This is a genomic window from Ancylomarina subtilis, from assembly GCF_004217115.1.
GTDB lineage: Bacteria > Bacteroidota > Bacteroidia > Bacteroidales > Marinifilaceae > Ancylomarina > Ancylomarina subtilis.
This window is the reverse complement of the sequence record NZ_SHKN01000001.1, coordinates 1,753,680-1,779,074: the sequence shown is the minus strand read 5'-3', so window position 1 is coordinate 1,779,074 and position 25,395 is coordinate 1,753,680. Positions and strand designations below refer to the sequence as shown.

Genomic DNA, 25,395 nt, shown 5'->3' with positions numbered 1-25,395 from the left:
GAAATAGGTATTGCGAATTCTGTACTCAATTTAGATTAGTATTATTTTTAGCATATATGCAGTATATTTAAAGGATATTGTTTTATTTTGCCGACTCGTTTTTGGTTAGTCTATTTATTGAATAGTATAGATTAGGAAGTTCAAATTAAATACCATTATGAAGATTGTAATTGCAGGAGCAGGTGCAGTAGGAACTCACTTGGCAAAAATGCTTAGTCATCAGGATCATGAAATCATTTTGATTGATAGTGATGAGGAAAAATTGAAATTAATCGATTCTCATTTGGATCTTTTAACCATTGTCGGATCAAGTTCTTCGATTAATGATCTGAAAGAAGCCAATGTGAAGAAGGCTGACTTGTTTATAGCTGTAACTCAATCTGAAGAGACCAATATAACTTCGAGTTTGCTTGCCAAGAAATTGGGTGCGAAGCGTACTATTGCTCGTATTAATAACCAAGAGTATCTTATCCCGGAAAATAAAGATTTTTTAAAGAGTTTAGGAATCGATGAGTTCGTATATCCTGAACGTTTGGCGGCCAAAGAAGTGATTAATTATTTATCACGTTCCGGAACACGTCAGATGTATGAATTTTCAGGGGGTAAACTGTTACTTTATGGTATAAAAATCAGCAGCAAGTCGGTGATTATGGATAAAACCATGGCCGAGGTTTCTCAAATAACAGGTGATGACGATTTTAGAGCCGTTGCGATTAAACGTGAGGGCCAAACTATTATTCCACGAGGCCATAATCGATTTATGCGAGGCGACTTGGTTTTTGTTATCAGTAAAGCAGAGAGTATTGATAGGGTGATGACACTTGCCGGAAAGCAAAAATACAAAATCAAGAAAGCCATGATTTTAGGTGGTAGTCGTATTGGTTTTAAAACGGCAAGTGAATTGGAACAAAACCTGGATCTTAAATTACTTGAGATTGATAAAAATAAGAGTATAAAACTTGCTGATGCACTGGATAAAACCCTGGTGATTAATGGAGACGGACGCGATTTGGATCTTTTACGTGAAGAGGGAATTCAAAAAATGGATGCTTTTGTTGCCGTAACAGGAAACTCAGAGACGAATATTCTGGCTTGTTTGCTGGCAAGTAAAATGGGTGTGAAACGTACAATTGCTGAGGTTGAAAATATCGATTACATCGATTTAGCAGATAGTATTGGTGTGGGTGCCATGATTAATAAAAAGTTACTTGCAGCAAGTTATATCTACCGATTTACTATGGATGCTGATGTGCAGCACTGCAAATGGTTAACTGTTTCAGATGCTGAGGTGATTGAATTGGTTGCACAGGCTAATTCTAAAATCACAATGGGTAAACTGAAAGATATTGACTTTCCTGAGGATGCTAATATTGGTGGTATTATCAGAGGCGATCAAGGTATTATTGCAATGGGAGATACTCAAATTCAGGAAGGTGATCAAGTTGTTGTATTTACCTTACCTTCAGCGATCAAAAAAGTTGAAAAGATTTTTAAATAGTTTGATTGTTAAAATTGAATACAAGCTTGAACTGTGATTAGAAAAAAAATAATATTCAACATCCTTGGAAAACTGTTGGTAGGAGAAAGTGTTTTTCTTTTTCTATCCTTATTGGTTTCTCTTTTCTATAAGGAGTCAGATACGCAGGCCTTTTTATATTCAGGCCTGATTACATTTGCAGTAGGAGGGGGTAGTTATTTAACTTCGAAAGGGGTTAAAAAGGAGATGGGAAAACGTGAAGGTTACATTATTGTTAGCCTTGTTTGGATCGTATTCTCAATTTTTGGTTGTTTGCCCTTTCTGTTTAGCGGATCGATTTCTTCGGTTACGGATGCTTTTTTTGAAACCATGTCTGGATTTACTACGACTGGATCATCAATTTTGAACAATATCGAAGAATTGCCACATGGTATTTTATTCTGGCGTTCGTTAACTCAATGGCTTGGAGGTATGGGGATTATTGTCATGTTCCTGGCTATTCTTCCAACCTTAGGGATAGGTGGGAGAGAACTTTTTATTGCCGAAGTTCCAGGTCCTGCCCCCGATAAACTAACACCCAGAATTAAGGAAACAGCACGTAACCTTTGGGGCTTGTATGCTTCTTTTACTCTCGCAGAATGCCTTTTGTTAATGTTGGGTGGGATGCCTTTTTTTGATGCGATAAACCATTCTTTAACAACAATGGCAACAGGAGGTTATTCTACCAAGCAAGCCAGTATTGGTTATTTCGATTCCATTTATTTACAATATGTCATCATTGCTTTCATGTTTATCGCAGGTACAAATTTCACTTTGTCCTACGGTATGCTTACAGGGAGAATGTCTAAGATTTTTAAGGATGAAGAATTTCGATTTTATTCCTTTGTGATTGTTTTGTTTACGATTGTAATTGGGGGAGGCATTTATTTAACCTCTTCAATGGGCGTTGAACAGGCTTTTCGCGATGCACTTTTCACGGTTGTTTCTATTATCACAACCACAGGATATGCGACTGCGGACTATTTGTTATGGATGCCCTTTTTAGGCATGTTAATATTTGTGTTGATGTTTGTTGGTGGTTCGGCGGGCTCAACTGGTGGAGGTGTTAAAGTTGTTAGGGTATTGCTACTTTTTAAAAACAGTTTTTATGAATTAAAGCGTTTGATTCACCCCAATGCTGTTATCCCAATTCGTTATAATCAAAGAGTTGTTGATCAGCGTACTGTGACAAATATTTTGGCCTTTTTTGTATTCTACATCATCATTTTCCTGGCATCAACTGTTTTGATGTCATTTTGGAGTTCTGATATATTTTCGGCTTTAAGTGCTGTAGCAACGACACTTGGGAATATTGGTCCTGGTTTTTCTGAGATTGGACCGATGGAGAATTTTTCGAAAATGCCTGATCTTGCCAAATGGTTTCTTTCTTTCCTGATGCTTTTAGGACGATTGGAGCTGTTTACTGTTTTGATTTTATTTTCACCATCTTTTTGGAGGGATTAATTAGTTTTTAATCTATTGAATAAAAAAATGCAGCCCTGAAAAAGCTGCATTTTTTGTTTTATACTTTGTGCTTTAAAACTGATGCCTTCTGAATTCAGAACATACAATAGAGCAGGCCACAGAAACATTTAACGATTCGGAAGTTGCTTGGTCTGCCGGAAAGTTAGGGATGAATAATTTGTGACTCACAAGGGCTTTTAGATCTTCAGAAATCCCTTTGCCTTCGTTGCCCATAATAATAAACCCCTGAGTACTGAGTTTGCTTTTATAAATTGTTTCACCCTCAAGAAAAGTACCATAAACTGGAAAATCAGGTGCCGCATATTCATTAATCATTTGTTGCAGATCGGTATAAATCACCTTAACGCGTGAAAGTGCCCCCATGGTTGCTTGTATCACTTTGGGGTTATAAAGATCAACGGTGTTTGGGGAGCAGAATATGTGTTTAATTCCGAACCAATCTGCTATTCGAACGATCGTTCCTAAATTTCCAGGATCCTGTACATCGTCAAGAAGTATCGACAAGGATTGATTGATTGCCTTTTTGTTATAGCTGGAATCAGGAATTTTAAAAATTCCCAACACATCTGAAGGTGTTTTCAGATTGCTGATTTTTTTTAATTCTGAAGCTTCACACTCGATGAGTTCTATTTGCTTGTTGAGTTTCAGAAAACCAGCAGTATCTGCTTGTTTGTTGTGGATGATGTATTGGGACTCAAGTTTTGATTCTAATAAATCAGAGATCAGTTTATACCCTTCAGCTACAAAAAGCTGATGTTGGTCTCTAAATTTTTTTTTCTGTAAACTACTAATGAGTTTAATCTGGTTTTTTGAAAGCACAATAATTGAATTGAATTTTTATCTTTGAGAATACGAATCAGGCTAAAAAGTTCTTGAAGATAAGTATCTTTGTAAAATTCATAACTCATAACACAATACACTACTTGAAACCTAATCTGAAATACAAAAATAGTTATTTTTTTCTATCCTTAATCTTTACTCTGGTTATACTTCTGGGAGCGGTTTCTTGTTCAACCACTAAGTATGTGGGAGATAAGGAATATCTCTTAAGTAAAGTAAGTGTTAAAGTAGATGATAAAAATATTTCCTCAACTGAACTCAATCAGAATATTAAGCAAAAGCCCAATATTAAGATTCTGGGTGTTTGGAAGTTTCATTTGGGACTGTATAACCTTTCAGGAAAAAATACAAAGAAAGGCATTAACAAATGGTTACGCCGCATTGGGGAAGAGCCTGTTATTTATGAAGATTATCAAACTCAGAGAGGAAAAACTCAGTTAGAAATTTACTTGAAAAAGAAAGGTTATTACAATGCGATAATTGAGGATACGGTTATTTTTCGCAGAAAAAAAGCCAAGCTTAAGTTTAATATCATAGCGGGTACACCGTATAAGTACAGCAATGTTTATGATGAGGAAGCTGATTTGCCTCGAAATTTTTTGTCTCCATATCAAAAGCGTAAAGAAATTAGTGATACATCCTTAATTAGAAGATATTTAGTTGCTGATTCTGTAAACAGGAATATAAAACCCGGACAAAATGTTGATTCGGATAATTTGGGAAAAGAGCGTGATCGGATATCAAAAGTGATTAAGAATAAGGGTTATTATAATTTCTCTAAGGAATATGTCCATTTTATGATGGATAGTGTGGGTAAAGACCACCACATGGACGTTTTTGTGGGAATAAAGAAACCTCTGTCTTTAAATGTTGAACGCAAATATCGCATCAGAACGATTGTGGTTAACACAGATTACAACCCTAAATCAGTTTTGATGAACGATTCGTTGTATATAAATAAATTGGATACTTTAACCTATGACAATTGCCAGTTTATATACAATAAAAAACTAAATATTAAACCAGATGTTATTTTGAATTCTTTAAGCTTTCAACCAGGAAGTCTTTATAATTTATCCAATGTTGAAGAATCATATACGAAGTTACAGGCTTTAAGTCAATACAAGTTTGTTAATATTCGATTTGAGGTTGATGCTGAAGCAGAAAACCAAACTGAAGGCAGTTTGAATTGTATTATTCAATTGACTCCGCACAAAAAACAAGCTTATACCGTTGAAGTTGAAGGAACCAATACTTCGGGTAATATCGGATTTGCAGCGAAGTTGCATTATCAACATAGAAATTTATTGCGTGGTGCTGAGATTCTGGATATTAGTTTGTCGAATGCGACTGAAACGGTGAAATCAAACAATAGTGGGAATTTCTTTTCCAGAGAATATGGTGGAGAGGTCAGTTTGAGTACACCAAAATTTCTGTTGCCTTTTCTGAATGCTAATCGATTTAAAAGAAGATACAATCCTAAAACGAGATTGTCAATGGCTTACGATTATCAAAAACGTCCTGATTATACAAGAACACAGGCTGATGTAAGTTTTGGTTATAATTGGAAATCATCTCGTTATTTGTCTCATAGTCTTAGTTTGCTTGAATTAAGTTTTGTTGATGTTAAAAACTTAAGTGATGACTTTCTGAAAAATATCAATAATCTGTACATCGCCAATTCGTTTACTGAACACGTTATCTCAACTACGCGTTACACATTGACTTATAACAATCAGAATCTGAATAAACCGAGTAATTATAATTACTTGCGCTTTAGTTTTGAGACAGCTGGTAATACGCTTAAAACACTCGATCAGCTTTTCGGTTCAAAAAAGAATGAGGATTATAATGATGCCGGAGAGTTGGAAGGAACCTACTACGATTTATTAGGGATTCGTTATGCTCAATACATAAAGATGGATGTTGATTACCGATACAATTGGCATTTAAATAAGGTGAATACAATTGTAGGACGTTTGTTTTTAGGCCTGGGATATGCTTATGGAAATCTTGAAGTATTGCCTTTCGAAAAGAGTTATTTTTCAGGTGGAGCTAATGGTATCCGAGCTTGGCAAGTTAGGTCATTGGGACCGGGATCTTTTTCAAATGATCAGGCTGCATATCCCAATAATACGGCCGACCTAAAATTGGAAGGAAATCTGGAATACCGTTTTAAATTGATTTGGGCTTTGGAAGGGGCTTTGTTTTTAGATGCGGGTAATATCTGGGCCGTATCATCAAAAGATGGTCGTGAAGGTGCTGAATTTGAAATGAATCGTTTTTATAAAGAAATAGCTGTTGGAACAGGAGTTGGAGCTCGTGTTGATCTGAATTTTATTCTTTTTAGATTAGATTTAGGTCTAAAATTAAGAGATCCGTCATTGCCTGCTGATCAACGTTGGATCATCGGAAATCGATCGTTTAACTTCTCTCAGCTAACCTATAATATCGGTATTGGCTATCCATTTTAAATTGCATTCGTTTGCGGAATTTTCTTAGAAAAAAAAGGAGGTAAGTTCTATTATTTCTTTTTAACTTCGTACTCAAATTGGGTATATCTCTAATTGATATCACCTGATTTTATGTAATCCGAACCATTTTAATAAAATTAGATTACAAGAATATATTCTTGTTTCAATACTGAAATTTGAGTAAATTCTATTCAATATTTATTGAGTTAATCTTATCAAAAACTATCACATATGAAAAAAGTATTAGAAGTAGTTAAGCCAGGTGTAATCACAGGTGATGATGTACAAAAGGTATTTCAGGTTGCCAAACAAGAAGGATTCGCATTGCCTGCAGTTAATGTTGTAAATACAAATTCGATTAATGCTGCTTTAGAAGCTGCTCGCGAAGCTAACTCTCCTATTATTATTCAATTCTCAAATGGTGGCGCTTCATTTTTCTCAGGAAAAGGAATCGGAGCTAATGGACAGGATGCTGCTATTATTGGGGCAGTTGCCGGAGCTAAATATGTTCATGCTGTAGCTGAGCATTATGGTATTCCTGTAATTCTACATACTGATCATGCGGCTAAGAAATTGTTACCTTGGATTGACGGTCTTTTAGATGCTGGTGAGGAATTCTATGCACAAACTGGAAAGCCATTATTCAGTTCTCATATGTTAGACTTGTCAGAGGAGCCTCTGGAAGAAAATATTGGTACTTGTGCTAAATATCTAGAGCGTATGAGTAAAATTGATATGACTATAGAAATTGAGCTTGGTTGTACAGGTGGAGAAGAAGATGGTGTAGATAATACAGATATGGATAACTCTTTATTGTATACTCAACCTGCTGATGTTGCTTTAGCTTATGAAACTTTATTGAAAGTATCGCCTCGTTTCACTATTGCAGCGTCTTTTGGTAACGTTCACGGTGTTTATAAGCCAGGTAATGTTGTTTTAACACCTAAGATTCTTCTTAATTCTCAGTCATTTATTTCTGAAAAATATGGTGTTGCAGAAAACACGGTTGATTTTGTATTCCATGGTGGATCAGGTTCTTCTTTGGAGGAAATTCGTGAAGCAATCTCTTATGGTGTTGTTAAAATGAATATCGATACAGATACGCAGTGGGCATGTTGGGATGGCGTTCGTAAGTACGAAGCGGCTAATCGTGACTACTTGCAAGGACAGATTGGAAACCCTGATGGTGAAGAAAAACCAAACAAGAAATATTACGATCCACGTAAATGGTTACGTGAAGGCGAGATTTCGATGAAAGACCGTTTAGTTGTTGCTTTCAACGATCTTAATGCTGTTGGCCGTAACTAATAATTGTCACGATATAGATTTTAAAAACCCAGACTTTGTCTGGGTTTTTTTGTTCCCTGATAATAATCATGATTAAATAACTTGTGAGTTTTTGTGAATTTAGTTTCTTTATAGACTGATTATTATTTACTAACCGATTTGTTAATCCCCAATTAATAAAACCCAAAAATCCCCTATGAAGCCAGATAAAATTCCCCAAGTGAGAGATGTATTTTCAAGTAAAATAGGTGTAATAGCGGCTGCCGCTGGTTCGGCTGTTGGGCTTGGGAATATATGGAAGTTTCCCTATATCACCGGTGTTTATGGAGGGGCGGCTTTTCTTTTTGTCTATTTGGGTTTTATTGCACTCATTGGTCTGCCAATTATGTTATCTGAATTTATGATTGGTCGAAAGTCCCGATCAAATGTCTTTGGGGCTTTTAAAAACCTGGCTCCGAAATCGGGATGGAAATATGCGGGTTTACTAGGTGTCGTAGCTGCGATAATGATTCTTTCGTTTTACGGTGTAGTTGCTGGTTGGAGTATCGATTATATTGTGAAATCGATTACAAATAGTTTTGCTGACAAAAGTCCCGATGAACTGGGAAGTATGTTTACTCAATTTATTGAAGCTCCCATATTACCTATTTTTTATCAGTTGTTATTTATGCTGATGACCATGGCCATTGTTATTATTGGCGTTAAAGATGGGATTGAGAAGTACGCAAAAATTCTAATGCCTTTACTGGTCGTTATTATCATTGTGTTAGATATCAGGGCTGTTACTCTTGAAGGAGCCAAGGAAGGTTTGTCATTTTTGTTTCATCCTGATTTCTCCAAACTGAGTTCAGATGGTATATTGAGTGCATTAGGACATGCTTTTTTTTCATTGAGTTTGGGAATGGGAACTCTGATTACTTATGGTTCTTATATTGGCGATGAGAATAATTTGGCAAAAACGGCTTTGCAAGTAACCATTGCCGATACGCTGATTGCTATTTTAGCGGGAGTTGCTATTTTTCCGGCTGTATTTGCTTTTGGAATTGAACCCAGTAGTGGACCGGGACTTGTTTTTATAACACTACCCAATGTGTTTCAGCAAATGCCTGGCGGTATCTTTTTTTCAATCTTATTTTTCCTTTTATTAACTGTTGCAGCCCTTACCTCGTCCATTTCGATACTCGAAGTGGTGGTTGCGTATTTTAGGGAAGAGCTGAAGATTAAAAGGAAGTTGGCTACACTTTTGGCGACGTTATTAATTTCAATTGTGGGTGTTTTTTGTTCTCTATCTATGGGCTTATTTAAAGCAGAGACGTTGTTTGGTTTGAACTTATTTGATTTGCTTGACTGGATTTCTGCTAATATGTTATTGCCATTGGGAGGTTTATTTATTTCCCTATTTATTGGTTGGTATTGGGGACGTAAAAAGATTGAAGAAGAATTGGCAAAAGGATCGAAACTTAGTCGGGGATTGATTACCGTTTTTCTATTCATTGTTAAATTTATTGCTCCTGGTGCAATAGCGATTGTCTTTTTAAACGGATTAGGTCTGGTTTAAAATCCCAATGACATTTTGAATATGTCTCAATTAATAAGAATGCTTTGTATTGTTGGGTCTTTTTATTGTTTTATTAGCCTTTTACGGATTCCATTTTTTAACAGACAGACTACTAAATTGTGTTTTTTTTGAGAGGGCCTAAATATAGTATTCTCTTTGATTTAGGGTAGGATTTATCCTCGTTTTTCCATGTGTAAAATATGATATAAAACACATAATTTTCTGAATCGTGTAAATGATAAAAGCTCTATGTTTGTTTCGAATAAAGGGATATTTCTTTATTCTAAATACGTAAGTTACTTAAAGAACATAATCGTATCAACAAACTCATGATTGACGCATATTTAAAACACGAAGCAGCCCGTGCTACCAAAGGTATCCCGGCTTTGCCATTGAATGCAGAACAAACTGCAGAACTTTGCGAGTTATTGCAAAATCCTATCGAAGGGAAAGAGGATTTTCTATTGCATTTATTCAAAGAAAGAATCGCTCCTGGAGTTGATGATTCAACAAAAGTAAAAGCTGACTTTTTAGGACAGCTTTTAAGAGGTGAAGTGAGTTCTCCAATCATTACAAAATCTGAAGCTATTAAGATTTTGGGAACTATGATGGGAGGCTACAATGTAACCGTATTGGTTGAGGCTTTAAAAGACGAAGCTTTAGCTGATGAGGCTGCAGAAGCTCTTAAAGGCATTATCCTTGTTTATGATGCTTTTGAAACAGTTGCAGAACTTTCAAAAAACAATGCTGCTGCTAAAAGTGTACTTGAATCTTGGGCAAACGCAGAGTGGTTTACTAAGCGTGCTGAATTGCCAGAAGAAATCAAGCTTAAAGTTTATAAGGTAGAAGGTGAAATCAATACGGATGATTTTTCTCCTGCATCTCAGGCGTTTACTCGTCCTGATATTCCATTGCACGCTTTAGCTATGGGTGCTGGCCGTTTCGAAGATGGTATCGAAACGATTGCTGGATGGAGAAAAGAAGGTCACAAGGTTGCTTTTGTAGGTGATGTTGTAGGTACGGGTTCTTCTCGTAAATCAGCTGCTAACTCATTGTTATGGCACATTGGTGAAGATATTCCTGCTGTACCTAACAAGCGTACTGCTGGTGTAGTAATTGGTGGTGCTATTGCTCCAATTTTCTATAATACAACTCAGGATTCAGGTGGATTACCAATCACAACTGATGTTTCTAAACTAAACACAGGTGATGAGATTATCATCAACAATGTTAAAGGTGAAATTACTCGCGATGGTGAAGTCATTTGTACTTACTCATTGGCTCCTGATACTTTGTCTGACGAGTACCGTGCTGGTGGTCGTATTCCTTTGATCATTGGTAAAGCTCTAACAGAGAAAGCTCGCACTTTACTTGGTATGCCTGCTACCGACATTTTTACTGTAGCTAATAATCCACAGCCTAAAGCTAATCAGGGCTATACTATGGCTCAAAAAATTGTAGGTAAAGCTTGTGGTGTTGAAGGTGTATTGCCAGGAACATCATGTGCACCTAAAATGACGACTGTTGGTTCTCAGGATACGACTGGTCCTATGACTCGCGATGAAATCAAAGAGTTGGCATGTTTGAAGTTTGAAGCGCCAATGTTCATGCAGTCTTTCTGTCACACTGCTGCTTATCCTAAAGCAACTGACGTGGCAATGCACAAGTCTATGCCTAAGTTTATGGCAGAGCGTAAAGGTGTACCTTTGAAGCAAGGTGATGGTGTAATTCACTCTTGGTTAAACCGTCTATTGGTCCCTGATACTGTTGGTACAGGTGGTGACTCGCATACACGTTTCCCATTGGGTATTTCTTTCCCAGCTGGTTCTGGTTTGGTTGCTTTTGCTGGTGCATTAGGTTTCATGCCATTGGATATGCCGGAGTCTGTATTAATCAAATTTAAAGGTAAGCTTAACCCAGGTATCACTTTACGTGATGTGGTAAATGCAATTCCATATTTTGCAATTCAGAACGGACAGTTAACTGTTCCTAAGAAAAATAAAATCAATATTTTCAACGGTAAGATTATCGAGATGGAAGGTCTTGAGGATATTACTGTCGAGCAAGCTTTTGAATTAACTGATGCGACTGCTGAGCGTTCTGCTGCTGCTGGTTGTATTAAGTTATCAGAAGAGCGTGTGATTGAGTACGTGAAATCTAACGTTGCCTTGATGGAATCTATGATCAAGATGGGGTACGAAGATGCTCAAACGATTCAGAACCGTATCGATGCTTGTAACGAATGGTTGGCTAATCCGGTATTGATCTCAAGAGATGAGAATGCTGAATATGCTGAGACTATCGAGATCGATCTTTCTGCAATTACTGAGCCTATTCTTTGTTGTCCAAATGATCCAGATGATGTGAAATTACTTTCTGATGTTCAGAACACAGAAATTCAGGATGTATTCATCGGTTCATGTATGACAAATATTGGCCATTTCCGTGCTTGTGAGAAGGTTTGGAATGGTCTAACGCCATCTGATAAGGTAAGGACTTATATTGCGCCTCCAACTCGTATGGATCAGGCTGTATTGAAAGAAGAAGCGACTTTTGCTACTTTCTCTCAGTTGGGTGTTCGTGTTGAGACTCCTGGATGTTCACTATGTATGGGTAACCAACTTCGTGTTCCGGATAAGGTAAATGTATATTCGACTTCAACTCGTAACTTCAACAATCGTATGGGTACTGGAGCTCAGGTTTACCTGGGATCTGCTGAACTTGGTGCTGTTGTTTCTGTATTAGGAAAATTACCAACTCCTGCGGAGTATATGGCGATCTACAAAGAGAAGATCGAAGCTCATCAAGAAGAAGTTTATAAATATATGCAGTTCGACGAAATGGATATGGAAGATGCTCTATATCAGCGTCGCGACCTGTAATACATATTATGAATTTGAACTGATCACTTGTTGGTCAGTTCATTTTTGAAGCTATGGAATTGGACAACCTCAAAGCTTCAACCCCAAGCCGGAGATTTATTCTTCGGCTTTTTTATTTATACAATCTTATTGATTGTCGCAAAGTAAACAGCTTCCATAGCACTTTTTACTTTCAACTTTTTAACGATATTGCGTTTATGAAACTTAACGGTTTCTTCTGATATAAAAAGTTGCTGTGATATCTCGCAGGTGACATAACCTTGTATCATAAGACGTAACACATCTTTCTCTCGCTTTGAAAGGTGTTTGACTTTTGCAGGTTTAAATTTTTTTCTGATAACATCATAATCAAATCTTTCATCTTTATCCTGAAAGGTGATGAATATATTTCCTGGTTTTTCAGCAACCGATAAAGAAACCAAACAAAGAGCAAACCAGATATTACCTGTTTCAGTTAAAATAAGTGGGGTCAGTTTATGGTTAATCAATATTTCACTCCCGGTATCCCTTCTTTTTAATCTAAAATCGTAGGAGATAGAAGCCTTATCTCTTCTTTCGACGGGTAGATTGTAGAAAAACTCGAATCCTTTTTCATTCAATTCCAAGAGCATATCCAGGTCATCAGGAGGCACGACTTTATTGTAGAATTCGTAGCCCATTTTTAAGACTTCTTCCTGCTTATAGCCTGATAAAAATAATGGATCGTCAGATACGTACAGAAATTCTTGTTTGTTGTAGTCGATAATATAAAAACCCAGATTTATCAACTTTGATACAGCCCGAAGTGCAAGCATATATTGCTTAATCATTTGGTAATTGTCGTCTCCTAAATAACCATCTTTACTTATGGGATCAAAAAACTTCTCTATTGCAATCATATCCCTCCTTTTTTTGACTTAATAACTTAAAAATTTATACTGTCAATAACTAAAACTACACTTTTGAGGAGTTGTTTGCAAGATTCAGAACTCTAATATTAGATAAACACATAAAATTTATAATCAATATGGATATTCTTTTAGATGATTTTCAAGATTATTCACTGTGGTTAGTATCTAAGGACCACCTTGCTGAAGTGAGTCGTTTTATTCTGCGTGTCAATCATCAGGTGCACTTAAACTCAAACATTATCAATTATTCTGATTTAATTAAAACGAGAAAACTTGATTTGGATAGTTTTTCTAGTTCTTATTTCTATGCCATAAAGAATAAAAAACATGAAATTGTTGGCACCATAAAAGCTCAAAAGTGGGATGGGAGTTGCAAGCTCCCAATTGAAGAGGATTTTGATATTAAAGTTGATGATATTGTCAGTGAATTAAGTTATAAGCCTCACGAAGTATGGCATATAGGTCGCTTTGCTATTGATCAGCAAAAAATTAAAGATGACCCACTTTTAAAAAAGAATAGAATTGTCATACTCAAGATGCTAATGGCCAATGCCTTGCAGCATATCTATGCAGACAGGACAAATATTTTAATTGCTGAATGTGACAGGAAGTTATTTGAGAAATTACAATTGATGGAAATTTATTCATCCCAGATTGGAAATTCAAAATCTTATTTGGGATCAGAAACGGTACCCATGTTTAATACGGCCATAGGTGTCAAAAAATTTGTGGAACAGAACATTAGTCTTTGTTACTCTTATATGAAGCAAGATTTGTATTCAGCTTAATCAATATATAAAAACAGGTTAAGGAGTAAGTCTTATGACTTTACCTTTTCACCTTGACTTTAATATTTTACGACTATGTATCAAAGAAATCGAATCTATATTTCATCGGAAGAACAAGAAATAATTAAGCATACCAAAATTTTAATTGCAGGGGCTGGTTTAGGAAGTAATATTGCAGAGTGCGCTTTACGATTGGGGTTTGAAAATATTACCATTTGCGATATGGATAATGTAGAGCATTCTAATCTGAATCGTCAGAACTATACAGAGTATGATATAGAAAAGTCTAAAGTTGAAAGTTTATACTATCGACTTAAAACGATTAATCCCAGGGCAGTTATTAAGTATCATAATGTATTTTTATCGGAGAACAATTGCGCTGATTATATTGATGGTATTGATATTGCTATTAATACAATTGATTTTACTTCAACTGCTCCATTTGTTTTTGACGAAATTTGCTTAAAAAATAATATTCCTGTGCTACATCCTTATAACTTTGGTTGGGCCGGATGTGTTTTTGTTATTAACCAGTCAAGTGAAAGCTTAAAAGATATTATTCGGCATGATGAGCAAGCTGAAGTCGCCATTGTTGAGCACATTATTCAAAACAGTCAACCTGATGTAGATTTAAGGTGGTTAGAAAATGTGTTAGAAGCCTATGTAAAGGAAAAATGCGATGATTCACCCCCTCAATTAGCACCTGCTTCATGGATTACTGCTGGTGTGTGTACAAATTTGCTGTATAAAATAGCAAACCATAAAGAAACCAAAGTATTTCCCGAATTTTATCTCGCATCAGTCAATTAGAAAACTACACTTTAGGGTAGTTGTTCTCTATTAGAATCAAAATTACTTTTGGGTATAACAAAGTCACTCAAAATAAATCGATATATTCATCAATTGGTTTTATGTATGTAGTTGTAAGTGAAATCGTTCTAAAGTATATGAGAGATGAGTGAGAAGAATTTTAGATTGACGATGTTGTCTAAATAGAAGACTGTTTCGAAAGGAATGGTCTTCTCTTTTAAAGTGAAACTATTCATTCGTTAAATGGAGCGATTTTCTCCAAGAGAAAATAATGATTTCATCGGGAATAGGATTATCCTAAAAGACAAACTAGTAGTACTCTTTAAATTATCCCAAATATGATTAAACTAAATGAAGCAATTGCGGATTTTCTAGTTGACACAAAATTTCTATTAAATAAAAGTATTAGCGATACCACCATAAAACAGGCTGTAGGTTTATTTGGTTATGACGAACTTAAATTTGTTGAAGTTGAATCTTTAATCTCAATGTTGGAAGAACTATACAATACTCCGCAAACAGAGTACGATGATTACCATCAAACAGAGTACGATTTTCAACGCAAATTGGAGATTGCACATGAGAATTACATGGATTTGCTCCTAATTTCGAAAGTTGCTTTCAAAGATGATGCGAATGCACAACAAGCATTAGGTCTTAATCAGAATCGCAAGATAAGTTACAGCGGTTGGTGTTCTCAAGCTTTGGATTTTTGCAACCGTTTAATCAGCAAGCCTGATTTTAAAGCTAAAATGGAAGCTTATGGACAAGATTCAGAGAAAGTAGTAGCAGTTAAAAACTCAATTTTAAATGTTCAAAGTTATTTTCAATTGAATGAAGAGGGGCGAACTGAAGCTCAACATGCCATTCAGATAAGAGATGAAATATTAGATTTATTAATTGAATGGGTCCGTGATTATAAAAAGACTATTAAAAATGCTCTTATTGATCAACCTGAGATGTTAGAGCAACTCGGTTTACTTGAGGAGTCGCTGGTTAAAGTATTATCTATGTAAATTTCTGATAGTTCTTAATTCAAAAACTTGTTCCCTTTATAAAGGTGGAAATTCAGAAATTTTGTAAATCTTTGTTCTTAAAGAGAAACATATTATCACTTATATTTTAATCATCGACTCATGCAGATATCCAATTCGAAATCTATCAGTATTCTTTCTTGTGGTTGGTTAGGGGAATCTTTGGCTATTGATCTGCTGGATAAAGGTTTTATAGTAAAAGGAGCGACTACAAGTCCTGATAAAAAAGAGCGTTTGTCAGAGCAAGGAATCGATGCTTACCAATTGAGGTTTGAGAATTTGAATGATGCTATGAAAAGCTTTCTGAATTCTGAAATTTTGGTTTTAAATTTGACGATAAAGGATCTTGATCTCTATAAGCAATTTCTACCTGTATTGGAGCAATCTCCTGTTAAGAAGTTAATCTTGATTAGTTCAACAGGTGTTTATCGAAATTCAGAAAAACCAGTTGATGAAAACTCAGAATTGAGTGAATCGGTTTGGGTTTCTATTGAGGAAATAATGAAAGACAATCTGAATTATCAGACCGCTATTCTAAGATTCTCGGGGCTCTTTGGAGGGAACAGAAAACCCGGGCGTTTCTTATCTGGTAGAATGGTAAAAGGCGGTGACGCTCCTGTTAACTTAATCCATCGGGACGATTGTATAAAGATCATCAATGAAATCATTCAGCAAGATGTGTGGGAAGAATGCTTCAATTGTACAGCAGACACACATCCTTCAAAAAGAGAATTTTATACCAAAGCTGCTGAGCTGATTGGTGTACCACTACCTATTTTCGACGAAGAGGAGGGACGTTCATCTTCTTTTAAACTGATCACAAATGAAAAGCTTAAAAGAAGATTGAATTATGAATTTATTCATCCTGATTTGATGAAAGCATTATCATTATTTTAATGGCTTTTGAGCAATCATTCCTATCCAGGAACTCTCAATTTTATAGGGGGTGCCACAGAGGTCACTCCAAAAGTCCCTGAGTATAAATTGATGCTCATGGAGCATTTCTTTGGCACGTTTGAGAGAGAAGTAATGTTTCCAAATGTGGTAGCTCTGCATTTCGCCGTCGCTCATGATGAGGGTGTATTTCTCTAAGCGCACTTTTTCTTTTTTGTATTTGAAATGTTCGTGCAGGAGCAGATGTTCGTCCTCTTTCCAAAAACCTTCTTCCCGGCTTAAATACCAGGATTGGTTTTCGTGTCCTTTGTTGAAATATTGTTTGGTAAATAAATCGAATATTAAGTAGCCGCCAGGTTTGAGTGCCTTCCGGACTTTTGTTAGAAGCAAATCTCTTTCCTGATGCGAAAGGACACATAAATCACCATAAATGAGCGTAATTACATCAAATTCGTTGCTGTAATCAATCTCCAAATAATTTTGGCAGAGGTATTCAATATCGTATTGTGAAGCTTTGGCCTCTTCCTTTGCATAGTCGATAGAGTTTTGCGAGAAGTCGATCCCTGTAACCTTAAAACCTTGTCCATGGAAATGTTCGCTATACAAACCCGGACCACAACCCAAATCGAGTAGACGTGCACCTTTGGGCAGATCCATATATTCGGAAAGCCACAAAACAGACTTGATAATTGTCTCGTATTTCCGTGAACCTTCATCACTGTCATCGTCTAAATGTGCGTATAAAATATGTTCGGAGATGTAAGGATCTTGCCAAAAGTTGACCTTGTCTCTAGTGAAAAGCTTGGGTTTTTTGGTGATACTTTCCAATTGGGAAAAATCGAGTTTCCCATTATTAATTAGGTTCATATATTTTTTGTAAATGTAATGTGTTGTTGGAATAGGATTAGATAATTTGCTGTAGTTTAACTCTTTGTACGCCTTCGATCTGACCGATTTCTTTAGATAGGGTGTTGATTTTTACATTCTCGTTAATCTGAATAACAAAATAAAGACTAGTCCGTTTATCATCAAAGGTTTGTTCAATGTCTACCGTGCGAATGTTTACCTTATGTTTTTTTAATAAATCTGAGATGGGGTCAGTTTGCAAATCATAACCTGCTGAAGAATATATTCTTAAATATTTGATGAATTTTGCAGGAAAGATCCATTTTTCAATAATATCGAGGAAAATCAGTGCAAACAACAAAATGAGTGTTGCAATAGCCGTGGCCCAATACATACCGGCACCAACAGCTAAACCAATTGCCGCGATTACCCAAATGGATGCCGCAGTGGTTAATCCTTTTACGTTAAAGCCAAATTTCATGATGGCTCCTGCACCTAAGAAACCAATACCCGATACAACTTGAGCTGCTAATCGAGCAGGATCTGCTGGCTTATACTGGCTAAATGTTTGAGGAATATAAATAGAGAGCAACATGATAAGAGTAGCCCCCATACTAATGAGTATATGGGTTCGAAGTCCTGCGGGTTGTTTGTGATATTCCCGCTCGAATCCCACTACAGCGCCAACAAGCAGGCTCAATAGCATTCTGAAGGCTATTGTTTCTGTGGTAATGCTCTGTTCATTTATTATATGTTCAATGAAACTCATAGACCCTTATTTTGAGTGTAAAGATAGGCTTTAAGGCTAAAGTGTCAAGTCGAAAGGTTGATGTTCAAAGTTCAATGAAAAAAACATAGAAGTTTTGCGAATTAACAGATCTATCCATTTTCACTTTTGATTACATACACTTGTCCTGTTTCGTATCTGACGACTTTAACCTCTGTGTTCTTATTGATAAAACCATCCTCTGATTTGGCATCGTAAACTTCATCATCGATGATTACTTTACCCGAAGGACGAAGATCCGTTGATGAAATACCTTGTCTGCCAATCAATGCTCTAGGACTCATATCAACTCCGATAAAACCTTCCTCGATTTTTCCTTCTGTATTTAGAGCCAATTTGCCAAGGAAACCATTTCCGGCAAAAAGTCTTTTACTTAAATTGATGGAGATGATGATAGATGCTAACATGGAAAATGTGACTAGCAGAATGGCTCCTAAAAGGGATTTAATGTGTCGGGGTTCAAACTCAAAATTGACATTATCAATCAGACTTAGACTTAGACCTGCGATAATGAGTACGATACCTGATACGCCGGCAACTCCAAACCCGGGGATGACGAATATTTCAACTCCAAGTAAGACAACGCCTATAACAAAAAGAATAATCTCCCAATTGGCTGCCAGGCCATCAAGATAGAGTGGTGAGAAATACAGAAAAGCACCAATGATTGCGACTATCAAAGGAAAACCAACTCCAGGCGATTGCAATTCAAAATAGATACCTCCAACGATAAGCATAATGAAAATACCCTGAAGCATCGGGTTGAGCATAAAGTCAATTAATTTTTCTATGCCTGAAGGTTCGTATTTTTTAATGACATATTCTTTAACATTCACTTGTTCCAATACTTCTTCAATCGAATTAGCGATGCCTTCGCAGTAGCCATTCTTAATGGCTTCGTTTGGTGTAAACGTCAGGACTTTACCCGTGTCAATCACATTTTCGATATAGGTGCGTGGGTCAACCATTGCCTCAGCTATCAATGGATCTCTTTTCCATTTAATAAGGGTATCGCCATTCTGAATCAGGGTATCTTTTCCGTGAGATTCAGCCGTGGCTCGCATGGTCGATCGCATATAGGATTGATATTTGTCAGGCATGGCTTGTCCTGTTTGATTGACTACAGTTGCAGCACCTATATTAGCCCCCGTACGCATATAAATACTATCGCAGGCGATAGAAATAAGAGCTCCTGCAGAGGCTGCATTATTATCGATAAAGACATAAACAGGGATCCTACTGTTGAGAATTGCGGTGCGGATTGAATCGGCATGAACCACCATACCTCCGTAGGTATTCATATGAATGAGGAAGATATTCGCGTTCCAGTCTTTAGCCTCATTAAAGGCATCTTTGGTTTGTCGCCAAACCGGAGGTCCAATTTCCTGTTTAATATCGAATTGATACACTTTGACTTTGTTAACCTCTAAACTATCATTTGCTTTTTGAGAAAATGAAATCAAAGGAATAATAAGCAGGAGTAAAAAATGGAGTGTGCGCGCCTTCATATCTAAAAAGAATTGAGTTCTGATGATGTAATATTTATTAAAGATAATCATTGCGCTTAATTCATCGATTTAATTACAAAAAAACTTAGTCATAATTTTCTGTATAGAAAGAATAATATAAGATTAGGATACATGTATTTTAAAGTATAAGTCTCAATTTAATTTGTATTTTCGAAGCTGATAAAAATTCAACCTAATTATAAAAGACAACAAACATTTAGTTAAAACAGATATGGGAAATTTGAAAATGACACTTCGTGATAATGCATGGATTCGTTGGGGAATGCTACTTATGGTAGGTTTTGTGTTGGCAGCCAACTATTATTTTTATGATGCGTTATCACCTTTAAAATCAAAACTTACCGAAGAATTTGGTTTTTCATCAACTGATTTTGGACTTTTTGTTTCCGTTTATTCTATTCCCAATGTGTTTTTATTAATGGCCGTATTGGGTGGTGTTATTCTTGATAAATTGGGAATTCGGAGAACAGGTTTCATGTTCGTATCATTCATGGCTTTTGGTGCTTTAATTACGGCCTATGGTGCCAGCGATATTTATACCAACGGGGGCTGGGGATACGGATTTATGTCTTCGTTTATGCCATCCTATTCTCCGGAATTGAAGATGATGCTTCTAGGGCGTTTCCTTTTTGGATTGGGTGCTGAGACCAGTATTGTGGTTATATCCAAAATTATTGTGAAATGGTTTAAGGGGAAAGAGTTGGCTTTGGCTTTTGGAGTGAAACTAGGCTTGGCACGAACAGGTTCTTTCCTGGCTTTTAATTTGTCTCCAATCTTGATTGAATCTCCGGCAGGATGGACAACAGCCATCTGGTTTGCAGCTTTCTTTGTAACAGCATCGCTACTTGTTTTCATGATTTACATGATGTTGGATTTAAAATTGGATAGACAAAGTCAACAAGATGGTGGAGTTGCAAAAAGTGATCCATTTAGACTATCTGATTTGAAGAAACTGATTATGAATCCTTCGTTTATGTATGTGACATTGTTGTGTTTGACATTCTATTCAGCGGTCTTTCCTTTTTTATCTTTTTCTGCCGATTTCTTTTTAAATAAGTTTGGTTTAAGTGTGAAAGAGTCGGGTTTTATTTCATCTATGTTGCCGATTGGGACTATGTTTTTCACCCCTCTTTTTGGTTTTGTTGTTGATAAATATGGGCGTGCAGCCAGTTTGATGATTTATGGATCATTAATACTGGTTTTGGTACATACCTGCTTCGCGTTTACTACAATCAATCCTTATGTTTTAATGGTTATTTTGGGCATTGCATTTTCATTGGTACCTGCTTCAATGTGGCCATCTGTGGCTAAAATTGTTGATGAAAAACGGATTGGTTCGGCCTATGGTTTCATGTTTTCGATTCAGAATATCGGCTTATGGATTTTCCCTATTTTAGCTGGAGTGGTATTGGATAAGACAAATGCCGAAGGGGTTAAGAGTTTGGATTATACGTATACCCTAATCATGTTTGCAGCTTTGGGGATTCTGGGACTGTTTTTTGCAATTTTGCTCAAGCGTGAAGATAAGATTTCAGGCTATGGGCTTGAATTGCCTTCTAATGCAAAATAGAAAATATCACATTTATTAATAAATGTCAGACCACGGGTTTACGAATTCGTGGTCTTTGTGTCGTTTTATATGATGATGAAAGCAAATATAGAAACCTCAGCTCTGGATTGGCGAGTTATAGAGTTTAAAGAATTCACCCTTGATGAATTGTATGATCTATTGCAGTTACGATCGCAAATTTTTGTTGTAGAGCAGGATTGTGTTTACCTCGATCAGGATGGAAAAGACAGAAAAGCCTTGCATGTATTAGGCTTTAAGGGCAAGAAGATTTGTGCGTATGCTCGTTTGTTTGATAAGGGCGATTATTTTGATACCTGCAGCATTGGACGTGTGATTGTTGCAGAAGATGAAAGGCGATATAATTATGGTCATGCTCTGATGACTGAGTGTATTAAAGCCATAAAAGCACATTACAGAGAAGATCGAATTAAAATATCTGCTCAGAAATATCTGAAGAAGTTCTACGAAAGTCATGGTTTTGTCCAAAAAGGCGAGGAATATCTTGAAGATGGCATCCCACATATTGGAATGATAAAGACTTAGGTTTTGAAATGACTTTAAGTTTAAAAAGGAATAAGGACTTACAGTTTATTTTAGATCCTATTAATTAGAAACAGTCTGACTTACGAAGGCTGCTGAAAATCAGTTTTTCAATTCAAAAAAAGTCATAACTTTACAGAGTTACTAAAAAGTCTGTAAGCAAAATGGCTAAAACCGTAATACAAAAACCTTCCTATAAAGGTCTCTACGAATGTTGGATTTGTTGATCCTGCATCTATCTCTATATTCTAATTCTTGGAATTAAATTCGACTACATCCTATCGGTCGATAATTATAATCACATTTTATTAATTGTAATACGAGTATCAGGGCATATCCTTAATGGGATGATTGCAACTTGTTGATATCTTGTATGCTTAAGTTTGAAACAATGCAAGCCATTGTATTTGATATTAAACGTTATGCCGTGCATGATGGACCGGGGATTCGGACCTCAGTTTTTTTTAAGGGCTGTCCTTTGCGTTGCATCTGGTGCCATAACCCGGAATCCTATAAGGCAGGTGTTGAGTCAATTTGTCGAAACAATCGTCTGGGGGATATTGAAGTCGTCGATGAGTCGGAAATTGGCAAAGTCTATACGCTTGACCAATTGATTTCTGAAATAGAAAATGATCAACTCTTTTTTGACGAATCGGGTGGAGGCGTAACATTCAGTGGTGGAGAGCCATTGATGCAGATTGATTTTCTTGAGGCCATACTTAAAGCCTGTAAAGAAAGAGAAATCCACACCGCTTTGGATACTACAGCTTATGCATCAAAGGACAAGATTGATCGTATAGCTGACAATGTGGATCTTTTCCTTTTCGACCTGAAGCACATGCTTGATGCCGAACACCAGAAAAATACTGGAGTCTCCAATAAATTGATTCTTGATAACCTGAAGTACCTGTCGGAAAAAGGCACGAAAATTATTATTCGTTTCCCGATGATTCCTGGTTATAACGATTCGAAAGAGAATATCAATTTAATGCTTGACTTTCTGAATGAATTAGCCAATAAACCTGAATTTCATATTCTACCCTATCACCGAACCGGACAGGATAAGTTTCGACGTTTTGGTATAGAGAGTTTAATGCCCGATATCCCATCTCTGATGGAAGAAGACACTGTTTGGGTACAGGATGTTTTTAAAGCTGAAGGGTATAAAGTGAAAGTAGGAGGTTGAAAACAATTGATAATTGTCAATTATTAATGAAACAAAATCATGAACACAAGAATACAAAAACTAAGAGAACAAAGTTTAAATGCAATCAACTGCATATCGCCTGAGCGTGCTTTGTTAATGACCGAATTTTATAAATCAGATGAGGCACAAATGGTTTCTACTCCAGTGAAACGTGCTCTTTCTTTCCAACATTTTTTTGCTAATAAAACGATCTGTATCAATCCCAATGAACTGATTGTTGGTGAGCGTGGACCTGCTCCCAAAGCTTGCCCAACTTATCCTGAAATTTGCATTCACTCTCTGGATGATCTTAAAATATTGAACGAAAGAGAAAAAGTGTCTTTCAAGGTGGATGAGGAAACATTCAAAGTTTATGAGGAAAGCATCATCCCTTTCTGGACCGGCAAAACCAATCGTGACAAACTGATTGGCAATATGACTCCTGAGTGGTTGAATGCTTATGAGTCTGGTATTTTTACTGAGTTTCAGGAGCAGCGTGCTCCCGGGCATACGGTTTTGGGTAAAAAAATGTTTCAAAGAGGTTTTATTGATGTAAAAAAGGATATTGCTAAAGCAATTGAGGCTTTGGATTTTTTCAAGGACAATGAGGCTTACGATAAGCAGGAAGAGCTGAAAGCAATGGATATTGTTTGCGATGGGATTATCCATTTTGCAGAACGTCATGCTGAAGAATTGGAGGGCTTGGCTAAAGCAGAAAAGGATGCTGTGAGAAAAGCAGAACTGGAGCAGATGGCTAAGGTTTGTCGCCGGGTACCAGCACATGCACCACAAACCATGCACGAGGCATTACAGCATTACTGGTTTATACATTTGGGTGTGATTTCAGAGCTTAACCCTTGGGATTCCTTTAATCCAGGTCGATTGGATCAGCACTTGTTGCCATTTTACGAGAAGGAAGTGAAGTCTGGAGAATTATCGGAGGATAACATGTATGAATTACTGCATGCTTTCTGGATCAAATTCAATAACCATCCCGCACCACCTAAAATGGGTGTGACGGCTAAAGAAAGTAATACCTATACCGATTTCTGTTTGATCAATCTTGGAGGTTTAAAGGAGGATGGATCTGATGCGGTGAACGAGATGTCATACGTTCTGTTGAATGTGATTGAAGAGATGCGTCTCTTGCAACCAAGTTCGATGGTTCAGTTGAGCAAGAAAAATCCGGATCGCTTTATCAAGCGTGCCCTTCGAATTGTGAAAACAGGTTTTGGTCAGCCTTCAATTTTCAATACCGATGCAATTATTCAGGAGATGTTACGTCAAGGGAAAAGTATCGAAGATGCGCGTAATGGTGGCTGTTCTGGTTGTGTTGAAACGGGTGCTTTTGGAACTGAGAATTACAGTTTGAGTGGTTACTTTAATTTGGCTAAAATTCTTGAAGTGACCATGAATAATGGTGTTGATCCTCGTAAGGGTAAATTGATTGGTTTACAAACGGGCGAATTGTCAAGTTTCAGTTCTTATGAAGAGCTATTTGCTGCCTGGCAAAAGCAGGTGAAATATTTTGCCGATATCAAGCTGAGAGGTAATAATGTAATTGAGCGTTTGTATGCCACTTACTTGCCAGTGCCCTTCCTTTCGGTTTTGGTTGACGATTGTATCAGTAAAGGGAAAGACTATAATGCAGGCGGTGCTCGCTATAACACCTCATACGTTCAAGGGGTAGGCCTGGGCAGTTTGAGTGACATGTTGGCTTCCATTAAATTGAATGTTTTCGAAAAGAAGATGCTGAGTCTGACTGAATTGAAAAAAGCGATGGATGCCAATTTTGAGGGGTACGATCAGTTGCGTAGTGATTTGATTTATAAGACACCCAAATATGGTAACGACGACGATTATGCTGATGATCTAGCTATTGATATTTTTGAAACCTTTTACGAGGTGATAAACGGCAGATCCACTGCAAAAGGGGGCGTTTTTCGTATCAATATGCTTCCGACGACTTGCCATGTTTACTTTGGAAATATCATGGGGGCTACAGCCGACGGACGTTTGGACGAAATGCCACTTTCCGAAGGGATTTCTCCTTATCAGGGTGCCGATACCAAAGGCCCAACTGCAGTGGTGAAATCAGCTGCAAAGATTGATCATCTTCGTACCGGAGGAACCCTATTGAATCAAAAGTTCAGTCCTCAGTTTATGGAGGATGAAGCTGGTATTACTCAGGTTATGAATTTAGTTCGTTCATATTTCCGCATGGATGGACATCACATTCAATTCAATGTGGTCAGTGCCGATACCCTTCGCGATGCACAGAAAAATCCGGAATCGTATAAAGATCTGATTGTGCGTGTAGCAGGATACAGCGATTATTTTAACGATTTGGGGGAGGATCTTCAGAACGAAATTATCCGCCGTAATGAACACACAGAATTTTAAACATCAACTCAATTAGTTTTTAGTTTGGTAAATAGTTGGATTGCTTCTTTGTAGGCAGTTCAACTATTTTAAACTT

Annotated in this window: 19 protein-coding genes and 1 pseudogene; 14 read left to right on the top strand and 6 right to left on the bottom strand. The window is 36.8% G+C overall.

Features of this window, described 5'->3' with window-relative positions:
• Positions 1 to 157 precede the first annotated feature (157 nt).
• Together trkA and EV201_RS07210 are read left to right on the top strand one after the other, a co-directional pair.
• Positions 158 to 1,498: a Trk system potassium transporter TrkA gene (trkA, locus tag EV201_RS07215; RefSeq protein WP_130306932.1), complete on the top strand. Its 1,341-nt coding sequence runs from the start codon at positions 158 to 160 to the stop codon at positions 1,496 to 1,498.
• A gap of 33 nt (positions 1,499 to 1,531) precedes the next feature.
• Entirely contained in the window at positions 1,532 to 2,980 is a 1,449-nt protein-coding gene (locus EV201_RS07210) for a TrkH family potassium uptake protein (RefSeq protein ID WP_130306931.1), read from the top strand.
• A gap of 72 nt (positions 2,981 to 3,052) precedes the next feature.
• Here EV201_RS07210 and EV201_RS07205 read toward each other — a convergent pair whose 3' ends face one another.
• Positions 3,053 to 3,820, bottom strand: coding sequence for a TrmH family RNA methyltransferase (locus tag EV201_RS07205; protein WP_207224413.1), 768 nt, complete (start codon positions 3,818 to 3,820; stop codon positions 3,053 to 3,055).
• A gap of 104 nt (positions 3,821 to 3,924) precedes the next feature.
• Here EV201_RS07205 and tamL point away from each other — a divergent pair, with 104 nt between their 5' ends.
• The 4 genes from tamL (at position 3,925) to EV201_RS07185 (ending at position 12,042) form a co-directional block, all read left to right on the top strand.
• Positions 3,925 to 6,315, top strand: coding sequence for a translocation and assembly module lipoprotein TamL (tamL, locus tag EV201_RS07200; RefSeq protein ID WP_130306929.1), 2,391 nt, complete (start codon positions 3,925 to 3,927; stop codon positions 6,313 to 6,315).
• A gap of 231 nt (positions 6,316 to 6,546) precedes the next feature.
• Entirely contained in the window at positions 6,547 to 7,623 is a 1,077-nt protein-coding gene (fbaA, locus tag EV201_RS07195; protein ID WP_130306928.1) for a class II fructose-bisphosphate aldolase, read from the top strand.
• 175 nt (positions 7,624 to 7,798) lie between these two features.
• Positions 7,799 to 9,160 (top strand): sodium-dependent transporter, encoded by a 1,362-nt coding sequence (locus EV201_RS07190; protein WP_130306927.1) that lies wholly within the window; start codon positions 7,799 to 7,801, stop codon positions 9,158 to 9,160.
• A 329-nt stretch (positions 9,161 to 9,489) separates the two neighbouring features.
• Positions 9,490 to 12,042 carry a bifunctional aconitate hydratase 2/2-methylisocitrate dehydratase gene (locus EV201_RS07185; protein ID WP_130306926.1) on the top strand — a complete coding sequence of 851 codons (2,553 nt, stop codon included), beginning with the start codon at positions 9,490 to 9,492 and terminating at the stop codon, positions 12,040 to 12,042.
• A gap of 116 nt (positions 12,043 to 12,158) precedes the next feature.
• On the opposite strand, the gene EV201_RS16550 is transcribed toward EV201_RS07185, so the two are convergent.
• A complete protein-coding gene (locus EV201_RS16550) occupies positions 12,159 to 12,920 on the bottom strand; it encodes a response regulator transcription factor (protein ID WP_130306925.1) in 762 nt (253 codons plus the stop codon).
• Positions 12,921 to 13,048: 128 nt separating this feature from the next.
• On the opposite strand from EV201_RS16550, the gene EV201_RS07175 reads away from it, so the two are divergent.
• The 4 genes from EV201_RS07175 to EV201_RS07160 all read left to right on the top strand — a co-directional run bounded on the left by EV201_RS07175 (position 13,049) and on the right by EV201_RS07160 (position 16,461).
• Entirely contained in the window at positions 13,049 to 13,720 is a 672-nt protein-coding gene (locus tag EV201_RS07175; protein WP_130306924.1) for a hypothetical protein, read from the top strand.
• 75 nt (positions 13,721 to 13,795) lie between these two features.
• Positions 13,796 to 14,530, top strand: a complete 735-nt coding sequence (locus EV201_RS07170; RefSeq protein ID WP_130306923.1) for a ThiF family adenylyltransferase — start codon at positions 13,796 to 13,798, stop codon at positions 14,528 to 14,530.
• Between the two features lie 338 nt (positions 14,531 to 14,868).
• The gene (locus tag EV201_RS07165) at positions 14,869 to 15,546 is read left to right on the top strand and encodes a PQLLE family protein (protein ID WP_130306922.1); all 678 of its coding nucleotides are present in this window, start codon (positions 14,869 to 14,871) and stop codon (positions 15,544 to 15,546) included.
• A 120-nt stretch (positions 15,547 to 15,666) separates the two neighbouring features.
• A complete protein-coding gene (locus EV201_RS07160) occupies positions 15,667 to 16,461 on the top strand; it encodes a Rossmann-fold NAD(P)-binding domain-containing protein (protein ID WP_130306921.1) in 795 nt (264 codons plus the stop codon).
• Here EV201_RS07160 and EV201_RS07155 read toward each other — a convergent pair.
• From EV201_RS07155 to EV201_RS16655, 4 genes and pseudogenes are all read right to left on the bottom strand, one after another.
• Positions 16,453 to 17,325 carry a class I SAM-dependent methyltransferase gene (locus EV201_RS07155; RefSeq protein ID WP_130306920.1) on the bottom strand — a complete coding sequence of 291 codons (873 nt, stop codon included), beginning with the start codon at positions 17,323 to 17,325 and terminating at the stop codon, positions 16,453 to 16,455. The genes EV201_RS07160 and EV201_RS07155 overlap by 9 nt on opposite strands.
• Positions 17,326 to 17,362: 37 nt before the next feature.
• On the bottom strand, positions 17,363 to 18,073 hold the full coding sequence (locus EV201_RS07150) for an MgtC/SapB family protein (RefSeq protein ID WP_130306919.1): 711 nt from the start codon (positions 18,071 to 18,073) through the stop codon (positions 17,363 to 17,365).
• A 110-nt stretch (positions 18,074 to 18,183) separates the two neighbouring features.
• A complete protein-coding gene (locus EV201_RS16660; RefSeq protein ID WP_479722811.1) occupies positions 18,184 to 18,849 on the bottom strand; it encodes an NfeD family protein in 666 nt (221 codons plus the stop codon).
• Between the two features lie 63 nt (positions 18,850 to 18,912).
• Positions 18,913 to 19,599, bottom strand: a pseudogene (locus tag EV201_RS16655) (NfeD family protein); the annotation flags it as partial.
• A 232-nt stretch (positions 19,600 to 19,831) separates the two neighbouring features.
• Between EV201_RS16655 and EV201_RS07140 the strand changes: the two are divergent.
• From EV201_RS07140 to hypD, 4 genes are all read left to right on the top strand, one after another.
• The gene (locus EV201_RS07140; protein ID WP_130306918.1) at positions 19,832 to 21,190 is read left to right on the top strand and encodes an MFS transporter; all 1,359 of its coding nucleotides are present in this window, start codon (positions 19,832 to 19,834) and stop codon (positions 21,188 to 21,190) included.
• Between the two features lie 75 nt (positions 21,191 to 21,265).
• On the top strand, positions 21,266 to 21,733 hold the full coding sequence (locus EV201_RS07135; RefSeq protein WP_207224411.1) for a GNAT family N-acetyltransferase: 468 nt from the start codon (positions 21,266 to 21,268) through the stop codon (positions 21,731 to 21,733).
• Positions 21,734 to 22,121: 388 nt separating this feature from the next.
• Positions 22,122 to 22,916: a glycyl-radical enzyme activating protein gene (locus EV201_RS07130; RefSeq protein ID WP_207224410.1), complete on the top strand. Its 795-nt coding sequence runs from the start codon at positions 22,122 to 22,124 to the stop codon at positions 22,914 to 22,916.
• A gap of 39 nt (positions 22,917 to 22,955) precedes the next feature.
• On the top strand, positions 22,956 to 25,319 hold the full coding sequence (hypD, locus tag EV201_RS07125; RefSeq protein ID WP_130306916.1) for a trans-4-hydroxy-L-proline dehydratase: 2,364 nt from the start codon (positions 22,956 to 22,958) through the stop codon (positions 25,317 to 25,319).
• Positions 25,320 to 25,395 lie beyond the last annotated feature (76 nt).